Consider the following 16,337-nt stretch of genomic DNA (forward strand, 5'->3'; position numbering starts at 1 on the left):
GATCTGAATTGACATCGATTTTGCGCTTAAATGGAATTAGACGCGTGATATAATTGAAAAAGAAAGTTATTGAACGAATTATTGGAGGATGTAAATGACTAATCATATTGCATTATTTGAACCATTAATGCCAGCTAATACTGGCAATATTGCAAGAACATGTGCGGGAACTGATACCGTTCTTGATTTAATTAAACCGTTGGGTTTTTCGGTTGATGATAAACACTTAAAGAGAGCTGGATTAGATTACTGGGATAAGGTTAAGATCAATTATCACGAAAATCTTCCTGAATTTTTAAAAACCATTCCAGACAAGCAAAGGTTGTTTTTGGTTTCAAAGTTTGGGAAAAAGGTGTATACAGATCCTAATTATAGTGATGATAACGTGGATTATTATTTTTTGTTTGGAAAAGAAACGACGGGATTGCCCGAAAACTTTGAACGTCAGTATTCCAAACAAGCTATTAGAATTCCTCAAGATGATTCTCATATTCGAGCATTGAATTTATCGAACACTTGTGCGATTGTAATATATGAGGCTTTAAGGCAACAGAAATTTGCTGGACTTGAAGTGACTCATACTTATGAGCACGATAAATTAAAATAATGCGAAGGGGTGCCTTAGTTGGCTCAACGAAAAACAAAACGTAAAACTACAAAGCGTAAAATAACGAGAAAACGTCGTCCAAGGAAAAAAAGAAATTCTGTGTGGACCAAATTAAAAAACTTTTGCGGTGAAAAGAAATTAAATATTATTGGTTTGATTTTTCTATTGATAGCCGTTTTAGGATTTTTCAGCTTAGGAATGGCGGGGACCCTGTTTGCTAATGTATTTCGGTTAGTGGTTGGGAACGCCTACCAGGTTTTGACAATTTTTCTAGGTGTTTTTGGCATCTTATTGCTTCTGGGAATTAAGATTCCTCGAATCGATTACCATTATATTTTGGGTTTTTTGATAGCATTTATTGGTTGGATTTTAAACTTATCCATTACCTTTTCGAATTCTTTAAATTCCCATGTTAACTTTGTGTCCACCACCTTCAATGCGTTACTTTCTGATATTACTAACGGTGTCTCTACTAGTAACGTTGGGGGTGGGATGATTGGCGCTACGTTATTATCTTTTTTCGATACCCTTATCTCGTTAGTTGGGACTTTGATCCTTGCTTACAGTTTAATGGTCGTTGGAGCGATCATCTTCTTTAAACTACCAGTTATTAAGTGGCTCAAAGGCTTTTTGACTTGGTCAGCTAAGTGGTTTACTGCGATTATTGCGTCATTTAATCGGGCGCACCTGAATAATCAAGAGCGACGAAATAATCGAAAATTACAAAAGCAGCAATCAGCAAAGACAAATCAGTTTCAAGATTATCTAGGACATCAAAAAGAAAATGAGAAGAACAGTTCGAAGTCTCAAGCATCCGTTAATTCACCAACTGTTCTAGTCAATAAGCCAACGGAACATGTTGGTGTTAAACAAGATGAGAATACTCCTCACATAACGGTTGCAAGTAAGAAGCCTAAACGGAATCATTTTGATAATGAAACCAAAACGAGTTTACCAACTTTTGAAAATAATTCTTCTGGTAACCACTATCAACTTCCTTCAACTAATCTCCTTACTAAAGTGCCAGAGCAAGATCAGACTGCAGAATATAATGCGATCGATAAAAATACGAAAATTCTACAAAAGACTTTAAAGAGTTTCGGGGTTGATGCTGAGGTAAAAAATGTAAGCTTAGGACCATCGGTTACCGAATATGAGTTGCATCCAGCAATTGGTGTAAAAGTTTCTAAAATTGTCAATTTGAGTGATGATATTGCACTTGCATTAGCAGCAAAAGACATCAGGATTGAAGCACCAATTCCAGGCAAATCTTTAATTGGGATCGAAGTTCCTAATAAAGCAATTTCGACCGTTTCGTTTCGGGATGTATTTGAAAATCAGACTGGTAACAACCATGGTATTCTAAATGTTCCTTTGGGTAAAAACGTTAACGGTGACGTTGTTTCTTGCGATATTACCAAGATGCCTCATTTGTTAATTGCGGGATCAACTGGAAGTGGTAAGTCGGTTGCAATTAATTCAATTCTCACTAGTATTCTTTTAAAAGCTACTCCCGACCAGGTTAAATTTATGTTAATTGACCCTAAGAAAGTTGAGTTGGGTGTTTATAATGGGATTCCTCATCTTTTAAGCCCAGTGGTTTCAGATCCTAAGAAAGCCGCTCGCGCTCTTCATAAAGTGGTTGATGAAATGGAACATCGTTATGAGATGTTTGCCCAGACAGGTCAACGTAAAATTAGTGGATATAATAAGTATATTCAAGAAAAGAATCGGACTGAAGGTACGGCTCTTCCAACTCTCCCATACATTGTAGTGGTTGTTGATGAACTAGCTGATTTAATGATGACGGTCTCAAATGAAGTGGAGAGTGCCATCATTAGACTAGCTCAGATGGGAAGAGCAGCTGGGGTTCATATGATTTTGGCAACTCAACGTCCGTCAGTTGATGTTATTACCGGATTGATTAAAGCTAATGTCCCATCAAGAATCGCTTTTGCGGTATCAAGTGGAGTTGATTCAAGAACAATTTTAGATACGAATGGAGCTGAAAAATTACTTGGGAGGGGTGATATGTTGTATCTCCCGATCGATCAAAACATTCCAGCGCGTGTCCAAGGTTCCTTTATTTCTGATAGTGATGTTGAAAACGTGATTGATTTTGTCAAGAAACAAGCTGAGCCAGAATATGATGACTCAATGATGGTTACTGATGCTGAAATTAAAGAAGAAGAAAAAGACGATGATGAGGATGATCTATTTGATGATGCTCTGAAATTTGTTGTAAAAGAACAAAAAGCCAGTACGTCGATGATTCAACGTCAGTTTCGAATTGGTTATAATCGTGCGGCTCGGATTGTTGATGATATGGAACAACGTGGGTATATTGGACCACAGCATGGAAGTAAACCTAGAGACGTCTATAAGAAGCCTTCTTCTGATGATGAAAAATAAAAAGACACTCTGAATTTGCTTCAGAATGCCCTAAAACGATATTATTAATTTACATGCCACCAAAGAAAGCAGCTGCTGATCCAGCAACCACTGATAAAATGGTTGCAATAATCATTAACCAAACAAAGATCATTAAGATCTTTTGAAACGTTGTTTTATCTTTCCATTTATTCAAAGTATCCACCACTTTCAATATTCATACTGTCATAATTCTAACTTTGAACTAAAAATATTGCAAATCACTTATTATACCTAATTTACGAGGTTAAAAATGGTCAATTATATATCTAATCTACATTTATTAGTAGAGTCATTAATTAAGCCTTTATTACTTTTCATTATTATTGGTTTTATTATTATTTTTTTTAAGCGCATTACTAAAAATCGGATGTTTCAACGGCTGAGTGTTCTTGATTCATTTCCAATCATTGGAATTTGGTTAGTTCATGTCATTACTATGACGAGTCATGGATTTTCGTTTTTGCCATTATTCATTTTGGCTTGGATGATAATTGGGATTATCTTTTTGTTTTACCGAGTGATCGATGAAGGACAGTTGTTGCCAAAACAATTTTTAGTTAATTTTTGGCGAATAAGTGACATTTATTGGATAATTATTTTTATATTTTCTTTGATTGTAAAAATTATTATAATACACTGATATAAAAGCATTCCTGGGATTTGTTTTCCGGAGTGCTTTTATTTTTTGTGGATTTTTATGGAGGCAAAGTGGTAGGAAGTGGTTTATTGTGGTAAACTAAATTTATATTTAGGGGAGAAGGGAATGATGAATTATGTTCATGGGCGAATATCGACATAACATCGATGCCAAGGGACGTCTCATCATTCCCGCTAAATTTAGAGATTTATTAGGAGATAAATTTGTCATTACTCGTGGTTTAGATGGCTGTCTTTTTGGGTATACCGAGAATGAATGGCAAAAAGTTCAGGATAAGATTAATGAACTGCCCTTTAACAAAAAAGATGCGCGAATGTTTGCACGTTTTTTCTTTTCTGCGGCCACTGAATGTGATATTGATAAACAAGGCCGAGTCAATATCCCGACCGCGCTTTGTAAGTATGCCGACCTGACCAAAAGCTGTGTTTTGGCTGGGGTATCGACTAGGTTTGAAATTTGGGATGCTTCTAAGTGGGATAGTTATACGGATGAGGCTGCGAGTGAGTTCAGCGATATTGCTGAAAATTTACTTGATGTCTAACTTGAGGTGAATTTTAATGTCTACGTTTAAACATCAAACGGTTTTATTAAATGAGGCTATTCGTGGTTTGGATGTTAAGCCCAATGGAATCTATGTTGATTGTACTCTTGGAGGTGGAGGCCATAGTTCTAAGATCTTGTCGGAACTAAAAAATGGCCATTTATACGCTTTTGATCAAGATCAAGTTGCCATCGATTATAATCAAACCCATTTAGAAAAGTTCTTAAAAGATAATGAAATCACTTTTATTCATGATAATTTTAGAAATTTTAAACGTGACTTGAAACGTTATGATGTCGTTGGAATTGATGGGGTTGTCTATGATTTAGGAGTTTCTTCACCACAATTGGATGATGCCAAGCGGGGCTTTAGTTATCAAAAGGATGCTCGTCTTGATATGCGGATGGATCAAAGAAATGATCTAGATGCTTGGGAAGTTATTAATCACTGGTCGTATGAAAAGTTAGTGAAAATTTTTTATCGTTATGGTGAGGAAAAATTTTCTAAGCAAATTGCTCGTAGTATTGAAAAAAATAGAGCTGATCATCCAATTGATACTACAAGTCAGTTAGCTGAAATCATTAAGAATGCCATTCCAGCTCCAGCACGAAGACATGGTGGTAACCCAGCTAAGCGTGTTTTTCAAGCCGTACGAATTGCCGTTAATGATGAGTTAGGCGCTTTAGAAGATTCACTTGAGCAGGCGTTAGACATGTTAAATGTTCATGGTCGGATTAGTGTAATCACATTTCAATCGCTTGAAGATCGTTTGGTAAAGGGGATTTTTAAAGAAAAAACCACCATTCAAGATTTACCCCATGATTTACCGGTCATACCGGATTCAATGCAACCAAAGTTTAAAATGGTCCAAAGAAAACCAATTTTACCCAGTGCTGATGAACTTAGTCAAAATCATCGATCGCACAGTGCCAAACTCAGAATCATTGAGAAAATTAAATAGGAGGTGGGAACTTTGGCACAAAATGGTCTAGCAAAAAAAGAATATTCAAATGGAAACGCGTATGAAACATATCGAAGAAATCAGATCAATTCAAAGCGAGTTACTACTCCCCAAAGAGAACATAAGTTCAGTCCTAAGCTGGAAATTACAATTTTAGTAGTTGGATGTGCGATGATATTCTTAATGTCGGTCGCATTGGTTTGGACAAGAATTTCACTTTCAGGGGCCGAGCAAACGTTGCAAGATACTGAGAGTCGATCAACAAGAATACATAATACCAATACCGGACTTAAGCAACAGATTGATGAACTTCAAAGTAGTTCACGTTTAGATAAGGTTGCTAAAGGATCGGGATTAAAACTTTCAAATGATCAAATAAGGAACGTCACAAAATGAATAAAAAACAAGAGCAGATAAAAAATCGGAAAAATGCGATTGCTAATCGAAAAAAATTTGGGATGTATTTTCGGATTTTAGTAATTGTAGTTTTCCTGTTGATTTTCGGCTTTTTTTTTAAAAAAGCAATTTTCAAAAGTGCGAATCACGTTAATTTGGCACAGCAAACAAAGAGTTTGTATGCCCAAACTAACGTGATTAAGTCTAAACGTGGAACCATCTATGATAACAATAATCAAGCGTTGGCTGAGGATACCAGTACTTACTCGATTTATGCTATTTTAAACAAGTCGCAAAAGACTAAAGATGATAAACCAGATTACGTAACTAATCCTGAAAAAACCGCTAGGGTCCTTTCTGAAAACTTGCCGATTAGTTACAAAGATGCCCTTAAGGCCCTTAAACCAAAGAAACAAGCCTTTCAGGTTGAATTTGGAAATCCGGGAAAAAACATTTCTTTAGTTGATAAACAAAAAATTGTTTCTCATCATTTGCCCGGCATCAAATTTGTTCAACAACAGAGTCGATTATATCCAAATGGGGTCTTTGCATCTCACATTGTTGGGTTGGCTTCTCCAGTTACCAATAACAAGACTAAGGAGACAAACTTAGTGGGACAAATGGGCCTTGAAAAGTCATTTAATAAAGTTCTGAGTGGGACAAATGGGTATGAAGAAGTAAGACATGATAATTATGGTTACGAAGTACCTGATGATAATAAAAAGGAACGACCAGTGGTTAACGGGAATAGTGTTCATACCACAATTGATTCTCGATTAGAATTTCTACTTGAAAACCAGATGAGTGAGGTACAATCACAGGTTCATCCAAAGAGTATGAATGCCATGCTGATTGATGCTAAGACTGGGAAAGTTTTAGCCGCTGCTCAACGACCAACTTTCAATGCTACAACTGGCAAGGGATTAGGTGGAATTTGGCGGAATACATTAACCCAAGATGCTTTTGAGCCAGGTTCAACCATGAAGATTTTTACGCTAGCCGCTTCAATTGATAGTGGTAATTTCCATGGAAATGAGCGCTATCTATCAGGTAAATATGATATTGATGGTAAGATTGTGCCAGATTGGCTACCAACAGGATGGGGAATGATCACTTATAATAAGGGATTTGCCTTGTCTAGTAACGTTGCCATGGCACATTTGGAACAACAGATGGGACCAAATACTTGGAAAGATTACATTAATCGGTTTCAGTTTCTGAAGAATACTAATTCAGTTTTTGGTGATGATGATTCGGGGAATATGCAATTTAAGTTACCAATTGAACAGGCTAATACTGCCTTTGGTCAAGGTATTCAAGTAACTGCTTTGCAGATGGTGCAAGCCATGACTTCAGTTGCTAATAACGGCAAAATGATCAAGCCAAGGTTTGTTGATGATATAACCAATGATCACAATAAGGTGGTTAAGAATTATAAGGAAGAAACGTTGGGACATCCCATTAAACCCTCAACTGCTAAAGCTGTTCGAAAGCATATGGAAGATGTTGTTTATAAGCCATATGGGATCGGTCAAGATTACAAGATTCCTGGATATCGAGTAGCTGCAAAGACTGGTACTGCTCAGGTAAGTAATGGATCTGGCGGTTATGAGAATGGTGACGATAGTTACTTGTATTCGGTTGCTGGAATGGTACCTTCTTCAAACCCAAGATACATTATGTACGTAAGTATGAAACAACCCACTTTAAATGGTGGAAAGACCGCTACCCAATTGATGGCGCAAATCTTCAATCCAGTTATGCAGCGGGCATTAACCCAAAATACAGCTGATGATGCGCAAGTTCCAGATGTCGTTAGTCAAAAGACTGATGGGGCTAAAGACCAACTTAGTAAAAGTCATCTGGAGCCAATTGTGATTGGTGATGGTGACACGGTTACTAAGCAAAGTCCAACGGCGATCGGTGCTGGTTCAGGAGATAATCACGTTATTTTGATCACTAGTGGAGTATTAAAGATGCCTAGTCTTAAAGGTTGGAGCGAAAAAGACGTTCAAACGCTTAGTGATCAATTGGGTATCAAATTAAATACCAGCGGTAAAGGAAAAGTAGAAAGTCAGAGTATCAATGTAGGTCAAAGAATTACCCCCAAAACTACGTTGACAGTTAAATTAAAATAAATTTTGAGAGGATGAAAAGTGATGGATTGGTTAATTCCACTAATTGGAGGATTTATTATTACACTGGGACTAACGCCAGTATTAATAAGTTATTTTAGATCAAAGCATGAAGGTCAGATGATCAGGGAGGAAGGTCCCAGCTGGCATGAAAGTAAGAGTGGAACGCCCACAATGGGAGGATTAGGTTTCATAATTGCAATCGTTATTACGTGCTTGATCTATGGATTAGTAGTTAGCCAATTGAAGTCAACGCTGCTCATTTTAATCTTTGTTCTTGTGTTTTATGGACTAATTGGGATGTGGGATGACTCAATTAAACTGTTTAAGCGTCAAAATGAAGGATTTAAAGCTTGGCAAAAGTTCTTGCTTCAAGTCATTGGAGCGTTGGTGTTTGCTTGGGTTTACTATGCTGATGGATTTCCAATGTCAATTCGCTTTTTTAACCTCGGCGAGATTCCATTGGGGTATTTCTATGTTTTGTTTATCATTTTTTGGCTAGCAGGCTTTTCTAACGCCGTTAACCTCACGGATGGGTTGGATGGATTGGTAAGTGGACTATCAATTATAGCCTTTGGAGCGTATGCCGTTGTCGCTCATTTTCAACACCAGTTTGAAGTTGAAATGTTTTGCATGGCAGTTGCGGGTGCGCTTATCGCGTTTCTGCTTTTTAATCACAAGCCTGCTAAAATCTTTATGGGTGACATGGGTTCTTTAGCACTAGGTGGCGCTTTAGCTGCCGTTTCAATTTTGCTTCATCATGAACTTTCGTTATTATGGGTTGGATTGGTATTCGTTGTTGAAACTGCCAGTGTCATCTTACAAGTTACATCATTTAAACTAACTGGAAAAAGAATCTTTAAGATGACCCCCATTCACCATACTTTTGAGATGATGGGATGGAGTGAATGGAGGATTGATATTGTCTTTTGGCTAGTAGGTTTGTTTACTGCAATCACTGGCGTTATTACAATGATTTAATTTTTAGGGAGCTTAATTTTAATTATGAAAAACGTGGACAATTATAAAGATAAAAATATTTTAGTTTTTGGGGCTGGAATGAGTGGAACCAATGCTGCTAAACTATTGGTTAAGTTGGGAGCAAATGTCACTTTAACCGATGCAAAGCCAGCTGATCAAATTAAAGAATACGATGAATTAAAAGCGGATGGTGTAAGAGTAGTAGCAGGTGAATCACCTCTTTCCCTATTAGATGGAATTGATCTGATGGTCAAGAATCCTGGCATTCCATACGATAATGATTTGGTTAAGGCTGCTCAAGATAAAAACATTCCGATCATTGTGGAATTGGAACTTGCAGCAGAAATATCAGATGCTCCAATTGTGGGAGTCACTGGTAGTAATGGGAAAACTACCACTACCACTATGATCACTAAAATGTTACAAGCGGGTAAAAAAGACGGAACGGCCCTAGATGGAGGAAATATTGGAATTCCCGCCACTAAAGTGGCTCAAGAAGTTAATAAGAACGATGTCCTAGTATTAGAAATTTCGAGTTTTATGTTACTGGGGACTCCAAAAATTCACCCGCATATTGCTGTCATCACTAATATTTTTTCCAACCATTTGGATTACCACAAAACACGTGAAAATTATGTAAATGCTAAGATGCAGATTACTAAAAACCAAACCAAAGATGATTTTCTTATCATGAATTTTGATAGTGCTGAATGGCGAGAATTAAGCAAGCGTAGTCAAGCTCAAATCGTTCCGTTTTCACTCACTGATAAGTACAAAAATGGAGCCTACGTTTCTGAGGGCGATATTTACTTTAAAGATGAATTTATCATGCATGAAAAGGACATTCGGGTTCCGGGTGAACAAAACGTTCAAAATGCCTTAGCCGCAATTGCGGTAGCTAAACTATATAAGATATCTACTGAAGCGATTGTTTCAGTATTAAAGAATTTTGGTGGAGTTAGACATCGTGTTCAATATGTTTTAACTGCTGACGATCGTGAGTTTTATAACGATTCTAAGGCAACCGACATTGAGGCCACCCAAATGGCTTTAAGAGGGTTTGATGAACCGATCATTTTGTTAGCAGGTGGATTAGATCGTGGCTATACCTTTGATAAACTGGTTCCTGATTTTAAGTCTAATTTAGCTGGAATTGTTTTGTTTGGTGAGACCGCTGACTTGTTAGAAGGTGCTGCCAAAAAAGCTGGTGTTCCACAAATTAAAAAAGTTAAAGACCTTGATGAAGCCGTACCGGAAGCGATTAAAATGAGTAAACCAGGAGATATCATATTGTTGTCACCGGCTAATGCAAGTTGGGACCAATTTGCCACTTATCGTGATCGTGGGGATGAATTCATCAAAGACGTTGAGAAGCTAACTGGGAAAAAGGAGACTAAATAATGAGAATGATTGTATCTGGGGGAGGAACTGGTGGACATATCTATCCGGCGCTTGCCCTAATTGACGCGTTAAAAACTCAAAAGCCTCATTCAGAGGTTTTGTACGTTGGGTCCGATCGCGGATTAGAAGGTAAAATTGTTCCAGAAAAGGGAATTAAATTTGATGCCTTAAAAATTCAAGGATTCAAACGGAAGTTGTTTAGTCTGTATAACTTTAAAACGATCTGGTTGTTTTTAAAAAGTGTCCAAGAATCAAAAAAAATCATTAAAAAGTTTAAACCAGATGTTGTGGTCGGAACCGGCGGGTATGTTTGTGGAGCCGTGGTATATGCTGCAGCTAAGTTAGGAATTCCTACCGTTATTCATGAGCAAAATAGTGTTGTTGGTCTCACTAATCGTTTTTTGAGTCGTTATGTAGATGAAATTGCCATTGCTTTTGACGATGCCCGAAAACAGTTTCCCGAAAATAAAGTTGTTTTCACTGGCAATCCACGGGCACAGCAGGTTGCTAATATGAAAAGCGACTTTAAGTGGAGTGAGTTTGGTTTAAAAGATGATGTTCCGACGGTTTTGATATTTGGTGGAAGTCAGGGTGCACTAAAGATTAATTCATCAGCGATAGAAGCGATCCCTGAATTTGACCGACGAAAATACCAAGTTGTTTTTGTTACCGGCCAGAAGCGATATCAAGGGGTTAAAAATGATTTAAAAAACGTTAAAATTAACGATAATATTGCCGTTTTACCTTATATTTCAAATATGCCAGCGGTTCTGCCTAAAGTTGATTTAATTGTTGGACGTGCTGGTGCCACTAGTATTGCAGAAATAACTGCCATTGGAATTCCGGCCATTTTAATTCCAAGTCCCTATGTTACGGCGGATCATCAAACTAAGAACGCAATGAGTCTCGTAAAAAATAATGCCGCTATGATTTTGACTGAAAAAGATTTGAATGGGCAATCTTTAGTGACAAAAGTCGATTCTTTAATGCATAACACCGAATTAAGAAAGCAAATGGCTACTAACTCATATGACATGGGAGTTCGTGATGCTGCTGATAAACTTTTAGGCGTTTGTGATCAGGCAATTGAGAAGCATCATAAAAAAGCTTAACGGGTGATCTTAATGAAAACTAGCGATAATGATTCCAATTCATCAGGTCGGTTGGAAAGGTACCAGGAGAGAAAACAAAGGAAGAATAGTCGATATCGAGTCGGACACAAAATTCCTGGGATTAGAAAGCAACAGCGCAAGCAATTAATTAGAGGTTTTTTGCCGATCCTATTATTGTTTATAGTAGTAGCTTTAGTTTCGCTCTATTTGGTACTGCCATACAGTCGGGTTTCATCGATTAACATTCAAACTAATCATCAACTCAAGGGCGAAAACATTAAAGATCAGATTCCATTTCAAGTCGGGGATTCGCTGATAATGGTAAAGAGAAACAAAGCTAAAGCCCAAAGTTATGTGTTAGCTCATAATGCGCAGGTTAAACACGTTGATTTTTCTTTTAAAAAGCATAATCAATTAATGGTGAAGGTAGATGGATATTCGAATCCGGAGTACATTTTTAAAGCCGGAAAGTATTATCCCGTCTACCCATCAGGTCATATCTCCGATGAAGCAGTGAAAATTAATGATCCTAGCGATGTCTGCATTGTTTCTGGATTTAAACAGGGCAATGAAATTAGGAATGTGTTAAGACAATATAAAAAAATTAGTCCATCAATTAGGAATCAGATTAAAGAGTTAAAAAATGCTAATACTAAAAGTAATCCGGAGCGAGTTCAGATTTTGATGAAAGATGGAAATGAGATTTACGTCAAAATCAGTACCATGGCAAATAAAATGGCTTACTATCCTGCAATTGCTAAGGACCTAAAACAAAAGAGCGTGGTTAACATGGAGGTGGGGGCATACTCCTATCCTTTGGGGAAATGAGAGCTCTTTATTAACGTTCATCATGTGTGTTAAAATTAAGTGAGATTATGGTATATTGGATCATCTTTTTCAATAGACCCTATATGGAGGTTCCAGATAATGAACGATTCAAATATGTACATTGGTTTAGATATTGGAACTACTTCGATTAAAGTGATTGTAGCTGAGAAGGCTAACGGTCAAATGAATGTAATCGGAGTTGGTAATGAAAAATCAACTGGTGTTAGTCGTGGAGTTATTGTTGATATTGATAAGGCGTCAAATGCTATTGAACGAGCTGTTAGTCAGGCTGAGGAAAAGGCAAGTGTCAAAATTAGCAATGTAATTGTGGGCATCCCGGCTGATCAGATTAAAATTGATAAATGTTCTGGGATGATTGAGCTCCCCGACCAGTCTGAGGAAATCACAAACGATGATGTTGTGGATGTGTCTGAGTCTGCTATTGATACTAACCTTCCACCCGAACGTGAAGTGATCGATTTAACTCCAGATGAATTCATGGTAGACGGTTTTGACGGTATTCAAGATCCAAGAGGAATGGTTGGAAATCGTTTGAAAATGAATGGTCGAATGATTAGTGGGCCTAAGACTATTATTCATAATATTAAAAAGGCCGTTACTAATGCTGGTTTGAATATTGAAGCATTGGTTGTCGATCCCCAGGCTGAAGGAAAATATATTTTAAGTGAATCAGAGCAAGAGTTTGGAACAATATTGATTGACCTAGGTGGAGGACAATCAACGGTTGCGGTTATTCATGATTTTGAACTCAAATACGCCAATGTTGATCTTGAGGGTGGACAATACATAACTAAAGATATTTCTTCAGTATTAAACACTTCTGCCGCTAACGCTGAAAAGTTGAAACGGGGATATGGATATGCTGATGTTGATCAAGCTAGTGAAGATAATGAGTTTCCAGTCGAAGTTGTTGGCCAAGGACAACCAGTTAATGTAAGTGAAAAATTATTAGCTGAAATTATCGAAGCACGAATTGATCAAATCTTTGGCAGACTCAAAGATGATCTTGATGGAATTGATGCATTAAGTCTCCCTGGTGGGATTGTGCTAACTGGCGGGGTATCCTCTATGCCAGGAATTGCTGAATTAGCCGCTAATACCTTTGGCGTTAATGTCAGAGTTTATATTCCTGATCAAATTGGTTTAAGACACCCCTCACTATCGTTAGCATTATCATTAGTTAATTATGGTGGTAATTTAAGTCAAATTGAGCGTTTAGTACGTTCAGCATTTGACCATGGTGAGTTCGCCTATGATGACAACGGAAATGCCAGAGAAATTGAACCTCGATCTGAACCAAGCGTATCTGGATCCATTCCCTTTAAGCAAAAACGTCAGAATAAAACGGCAAAAAAGAAACGTGAAAAGAAACCAAAGAGTGATAAGAATTTAGGCGAAAAATTAAGTGGCATTGTACACCACTTTTTCGAGTAACGCGGGGGTATTTATAAAATATGGACTATTCAATGGATGCAAATAAAAATAATGGTGCAACAATTAAGGTTATTGGAGTTGGTGGCGGTGGTGGAAATGCCGTTAATCGAATGATCGAAGAAGGCGTTAAAGGGGTCGAATTTATTGCCGCTAACACCGACCTACAGGCTTTAGGAAGTTCTAAAGCAGAAACTAAGATTAATCTTGGACCCAAGCTCACCAAGGGACTAGGAGCCGGTTCAAATCCAGAAGTTGGATCAAAAGCAGCTGAAGAAAGTGAAGAAGCCATTACTGATGCCTTACACGATGCTGACATGGTGTTTGTTACATCAGGAATGGGTGGTGGAACTGGAACTGGGGCAGCTCCGATTGTTGCCAAGATCGCTAAAGATGCTGGTGCATTGACAGTTGGGGTTGTGACTCGTCCCTTTGTTTTTGAGGGACCAAAACGTGATCATAACGCTACTGAAGGAATTGAAGCCCTTAAGCAAAACGTTGATACTTTAGTGGTGGTTTCAAATAACCGCTTGTTAGATATGGTTGATAAAAAAACTCCAATGATGGAAGCCTTTAAGGATGCTGATGACGTTTTACGTCAGGGCGTTCAGGGAATCACTGATTTGATTACTAGTCCTGGGGTTGTTAATTTGGATTTTGCTGATGTAACAAGTGTAATGCAGAATCAAGGATCCGCTCTTATGGGAGTGGGCGCAGCAACCGGCGAAAACCGAACTGAAGAAGCAACTAAGAAAGCCATTAATTCGCCATTATTGGAAGTTTCAATCGACGGAGCCCAACAAGTCTTGCTGAATGTAACTGCCGGACCAGAGTTATCACTTGCTGAGGCACAAGATGCCGCCAATATCGTATCTGATGCAACGTCAAATGATGTTAATATCTTCTTTGGAACCTCAATTGATGAAAATATGGGTGATGAAGTTAAAGTTTCGGTAGTTGCAACTGGGATTCAGACTGGAGATCCAGACCGTTCTGCTAGCCCAGCACTAACTAGGAAGAATCGTTCGAGTACCTTTGCTAGTCCTAAGACTGATAATGCTACTAAAGATAATTCAGCTGATTCTAGTAATGATGATCCGCTTCACAACTGGGACATTAGTGATAACCAAAACGAAGTTAGAAATGCTGATTCATCAGATAATGACAAGTTTTCGAACGTGGAAAAGCAAGACTTTGAACCATTTGAAGATGGAAATAATTCTGATTCAAATAATAATGATAGTGGAAACGACAATGATGATGTCCCTCCATTCTTCAGATATCGGAACCGAAATAATAAGCAATAGTATTCGGAGAGGAGCTAGTAATGTCATATAATTTTAAACGTTTTTTTGGTATCGATGATAATGCCGATACTTATGAAAACGATGACCAAAACCCAAATAACGTTGATAGCGTTCGATCTGTAAAAAATAATCCGCGTAAGGTCGTATCAATGAGTAAAAGTGATATTTCTAATAGTAAAATTGCTGTTATGGAACCCCGAATTTATGCTGACGCAAAAAGTATTGCCAGTAAATTAATTGGTGGGAATGCTGTGATTGTTAAAATGGACGGGGTTAGTAATGAGTCCGTCAAAAGAATCGTTGATTTTTTAAATGGGACTATTTACGCTATCGATGGAAAAATAAGACGAATTGATGAGAAAATTTTTCTCTGTGCTCCTAACAATTTTGATATTGATGGCGCAATGGACGAAAAGTTCAATAGTAGGTTAGGATGATTTAATTGGTAATGGTAATTACTTGGATTGCACAGATTATTAATTATGCAATTCAGATTTATATGTTGGCAATCGTAATCGATGCTTTACTGACATGGTTTCCAGGTGCCTCACAGTCTCGATTTGGTCAGTTTTTGGGTCGGATTGTGAATCCCTTTTTAGAGTACTTTAATTTTGCTCACATTGGGATGTTAGGATTTGGGCCAATATTGGCCTTAGTTGTACTTCAACTTTTACAGTTTGGGGTAACCTACATTGGAAATATTATCATAAGTTTGGTCGCATAAAATGGGTGTTGAAAAGAATATTGAACAACATTTTAGAAAATCCGAATTACCGTTCCTCCAAACTGCAAGTGATTGGATTGATAGTGCGAATTCTGAGTATCGTCCAGTTCTTACTAGTTTTCTCAACTCAAGGGAGTGCTATTTACTTCAGACTTTGGTAAATCGTTATCCTAGTTTGAAGCTGTCGACGTTTGGTGGATATCAAAATGCTGAGATGAAACGAGGTCTGATTTATCCAGACTATTTTGTGCCGAAGTTTGATGATTATGAATTATCACTAATTGAGATTCAATATCCAGAAAAGTTTGCGTCTATCCACCACAATCAAGTTCTTGGAAGTTTGATGGGAAGTGGAATTGAACGTAAGGTTCTCGGCGATATTTTGACCGACGGAGAACGTTGGCAATTTATTTGTGAGAATGAAATGGCTAAGTATTTGATAAGATCAGTTGATCGTATTGGTAAAGTAAAGGTTGATTTAAGCCAAATTAATTTTAGTCAAATTGTTCAGCAAAAAGATGACTGGATAGTAGATTTTGTTACTTTACCATCATTTCGTTTAGACGTTGTTATTTCGATTGGTTTTCATATCTCTAGAAGTATGGCTAAGAGTCTGATCGAGCATGAAAAAGTTCGCTTAAATTGGTTTGAGTTTACTAAATCAAATTATGAAATTAAAGTTTCTGATATGATTTCTGTCAGAGGATACGGTAGAATAAAGGTAGTGGGATACAATGGCCACTCGAAAAAGGGAAAATTAAAAGCTGAATTAAACGTAATAAAAAATAAATGAGGAGGGAT

At 37.5% G+C, this 16,337-nt stretch carries 17 protein-coding genes; 16 read left to right on the forward strand and 1 reads right to left on the reverse strand.

Annotation, left to right across the window (positions count from 1 at the left end):
* Nucleotides 1-94: 94 nt before the first annotated feature.
* Complete coding sequence (locus tag AC6UDE_RS03060) at nucleotides 95-607, forward strand: tRNA (cytidine(34)-2'-O)-methyltransferase (protein WP_500695525.1); 513 nt, start codon at nucleotides 95-97, stop codon at nucleotides 605-607.
* 18 nt (nucleotides 608-625) lie between these two features.
* Nucleotides 626-3,019 carry an FtsK/SpoIIIE family DNA translocase gene (locus AC6UDE_RS03065; protein WP_500696583.1) on the forward strand — a complete coding sequence of 798 codons (2,394 nt, stop codon included), beginning with the start codon at nucleotides 626-628 and terminating at the stop codon, nucleotides 3,017-3,019.
* A 49-nt stretch (nucleotides 3,020-3,068) separates the two neighbouring features.
* On the opposite strand, the gene AC6UDE_RS03070 is transcribed toward AC6UDE_RS03065, so the two are convergent.
* Nucleotides 3,069-3,194, reverse strand: coding sequence for a DUF4044 domain-containing protein (locus tag AC6UDE_RS03070; protein ID WP_500693939.1), 126 nt, complete (start codon nucleotides 3,192-3,194; stop codon nucleotides 3,069-3,071).
* A gap of 96 nt (nucleotides 3,195-3,290) precedes the next feature.
* On the opposite strand from AC6UDE_RS03070, the gene AC6UDE_RS03075 reads away from it, so the two are divergent.
* The 14 genes from AC6UDE_RS03075 (at nucleotide 3,291) to AC6UDE_RS03140 (ending at nucleotide 16,329) form a co-directional block, all read left to right on the forward strand.
* A complete protein-coding gene (locus tag AC6UDE_RS03075) occupies nucleotides 3,291-3,680 on the forward strand; it encodes a DUF3397 family protein (RefSeq protein WP_500693938.1) in 390 nt (129 codons plus the stop codon).
* A gap of 133 nt (nucleotides 3,681-3,813) precedes the next feature.
* Nucleotides 3,814-4,239, forward strand: coding sequence for a division/cell wall cluster transcriptional repressor MraZ (mraZ, locus tag AC6UDE_RS03080; RefSeq protein WP_500696584.1), 426 nt, complete (start codon nucleotides 3,814-3,816; stop codon nucleotides 4,237-4,239).
* Between the two features lie 16 nt (nucleotides 4,240-4,255).
* Nucleotides 4,256-5,200 carry a 16S rRNA (cytosine(1402)-N(4))-methyltransferase RsmH gene (gene rsmH / locus AC6UDE_RS03085; protein ID WP_500693936.1) on the forward strand — a complete coding sequence of 315 codons (945 nt, stop codon included), beginning with the start codon at nucleotides 4,256-4,258 and terminating at the stop codon, nucleotides 5,198-5,200.
* A gap of 12 nt (nucleotides 5,201-5,212) precedes the next feature.
* Nucleotides 5,213-5,596 (forward strand): cell division protein FtsL, encoded by a 384-nt coding sequence (locus AC6UDE_RS03090; protein ID WP_500693935.1) that lies wholly within the window; start codon nucleotides 5,213-5,215, stop codon nucleotides 5,594-5,596.
* Nucleotides 5,593-7,734 carry a penicillin-binding transpeptidase domain-containing protein gene (locus tag AC6UDE_RS03095; protein ID WP_500696585.1) on the forward strand — a complete coding sequence of 714 codons (2,142 nt, stop codon included), beginning with the start codon at nucleotides 5,593-5,595 and terminating at the stop codon, nucleotides 7,732-7,734. The genes AC6UDE_RS03090 and AC6UDE_RS03095 overlap by 4 nt, the downstream gene beginning before the upstream one ends.
* A 21-nt stretch (nucleotides 7,735-7,755) precedes the next feature.
* Complete coding sequence (gene mraY / locus AC6UDE_RS03100) at nucleotides 7,756-8,712, forward strand: phospho-N-acetylmuramoyl-pentapeptide-transferase (RefSeq protein ID WP_500696586.1); 957 nt, start codon at nucleotides 7,756-7,758, stop codon at nucleotides 8,710-8,712.
* A 24-nt stretch (nucleotides 8,713-8,736) separates the two neighbouring features.
* A complete protein-coding gene (gene murD, locus AC6UDE_RS03105) occupies nucleotides 8,737-10,113 on the forward strand; it encodes a UDP-N-acetylmuramoyl-L-alanine--D-glutamate ligase (protein ID WP_500696587.1) in 1,377 nt (458 codons plus the stop codon).
* Nucleotides 10,113-11,225 carry an undecaprenyldiphospho-muramoylpentapeptide beta-N-acetylglucosaminyltransferase gene (gene murG, locus AC6UDE_RS03110; RefSeq protein WP_500696588.1) on the forward strand — a complete coding sequence of 371 codons (1,113 nt, stop codon included), beginning with the start codon at nucleotides 10,113-10,115 and terminating at the stop codon, nucleotides 11,223-11,225. The genes murD and murG overlap by 1 nt, the downstream gene beginning before the upstream one ends.
* A gap of 12 nt (nucleotides 11,226-11,237) precedes the next feature.
* On the forward strand, nucleotides 11,238-12,053 hold the full coding sequence (locus AC6UDE_RS03115) for a cell division protein FtsQ/DivIB (protein WP_500696589.1): 816 nt from the start codon (nucleotides 11,238-11,240) through the stop codon (nucleotides 12,051-12,053).
* A 99-nt stretch (nucleotides 12,054-12,152) separates the two neighbouring features.
* Nucleotides 12,153-13,508: a cell division protein FtsA gene (gene ftsA, locus AC6UDE_RS03120; protein WP_500695536.1), complete on the forward strand. Its 1,356-nt coding sequence runs from the start codon at nucleotides 12,153-12,155 to the stop codon at nucleotides 13,506-13,508.
* A gap of 20 nt (nucleotides 13,509-13,528) precedes the next feature.
* Nucleotides 13,529-14,812: a cell division protein FtsZ gene (ftsZ, locus tag AC6UDE_RS03125; protein WP_500696590.1), complete on the forward strand. Its 1,284-nt coding sequence runs from the start codon at nucleotides 13,529-13,531 to the stop codon at nucleotides 14,810-14,812.
* Between the two features lie 20 nt (nucleotides 14,813-14,832).
* Nucleotides 14,833-15,249, forward strand: coding sequence for a cell division protein SepF (locus AC6UDE_RS03130; protein WP_500696591.1), 417 nt, complete (start codon nucleotides 14,833-14,835; stop codon nucleotides 15,247-15,249).
* Nucleotides 15,250-15,260: 11 nt separating this feature from the next.
* Nucleotides 15,261-15,536, forward strand: coding sequence for a YggT family protein (locus AC6UDE_RS03135; protein WP_500695537.1), 276 nt, complete (start codon nucleotides 15,261-15,263; stop codon nucleotides 15,534-15,536).
* A gap of 1 nt (nucleotide 15,537) precedes the next feature.
* Nucleotides 15,538-16,329: a YlmH family RNA-binding protein gene (locus AC6UDE_RS03140; protein ID WP_500696592.1), complete on the forward strand. Its 792-nt coding sequence runs from the start codon at nucleotides 15,538-15,540 to the stop codon at nucleotides 16,327-16,329.
* Nucleotides 16,330-16,337 lie beyond the last annotated feature (8 nt).

This window comes from Fructilactobacillus sp. X2R5C3 (assembly GCF_059901325.1).

What these genes read in the sequence shown, in the direction of transcription:
- AC6UDE_RS03060 (WP_500695525.1), top strand. Translation starts at nt 95, where the DNA reads ATGACTAATCATATTGCATTATTTGAACCATTAATGCCAGCTAATACT.
- AC6UDE_RS03075 (WP_500693938.1), top strand. Translation starts at nt 3,291, where the DNA reads ATGGTCAATTATATATCTAATCTACATTTATTAGTAGAGTCATTAATT.
- mraZ (WP_500696584.1), top strand. Translation starts at nt 3,814, where the DNA reads ATGTTCATGGGCGAATATCGACATAACATCGATGCCAAGGGACGTCTC.
- rsmH (WP_500693936.1), top strand. Translation starts at nt 4,256, where the DNA reads ATGTCTACGTTTAAACATCAAACGGTTTTATTAAATGAGGCTATTCGT.
- AC6UDE_RS03095 (WP_500696585.1), top strand. Translation starts at nt 5,593, where the DNA reads ATGAATAAAAAACAAGAGCAGATAAAAAATCGGAAAAATGCGATTGCT.
- mraY (WP_500696586.1), top strand. Translation starts at nt 7,756, where the DNA reads ATGGATTGGTTAATTCCACTAATTGGAGGATTTATTATTACACTGGGA.
- murD (WP_500696587.1), top strand. Translation starts at nt 8,737, where the DNA reads ATGAAAAACGTGGACAATTATAAAGATAAAAATATTTTAGTTTTTGGG.
- murG (WP_500696588.1), top strand. Translation starts at nt 10,113, where the DNA reads ATGAGAATGATTGTATCTGGGGGAGGAACTGGTGGACATATCTATCCG.
- AC6UDE_RS03115 (WP_500696589.1), top strand. Translation starts at nt 11,238, where the DNA reads ATGAAAACTAGCGATAATGATTCCAATTCATCAGGTCGGTTGGAAAGG.
- ftsA (WP_500695536.1), top strand. Translation starts at nt 12,153, where the DNA reads ATGAACGATTCAAATATGTACATTGGTTTAGATATTGGAACTACTTCG.
- ftsZ (WP_500696590.1), top strand. Translation starts at nt 13,529, where the DNA reads ATGGACTATTCAATGGATGCAAATAAAAATAATGGTGCAACAATTAAG.
- AC6UDE_RS03130 (WP_500696591.1), top strand. Translation starts at nt 14,833, where the DNA reads ATGTCATATAATTTTAAACGTTTTTTTGGTATCGATGATAATGCCGAT.
- AC6UDE_RS03135 (WP_500695537.1), top strand. Translation starts at nt 15,261, where the DNA reads ATGGTAATTACTTGGATTGCACAGATTATTAATTATGCAATTCAGATT.
- AC6UDE_RS03140 (WP_500696592.1), top strand. Translation starts at nt 15,538, where the DNA reads ATGGGTGTTGAAAAGAATATTGAACAACATTTTAGAAAATCCGAATTA.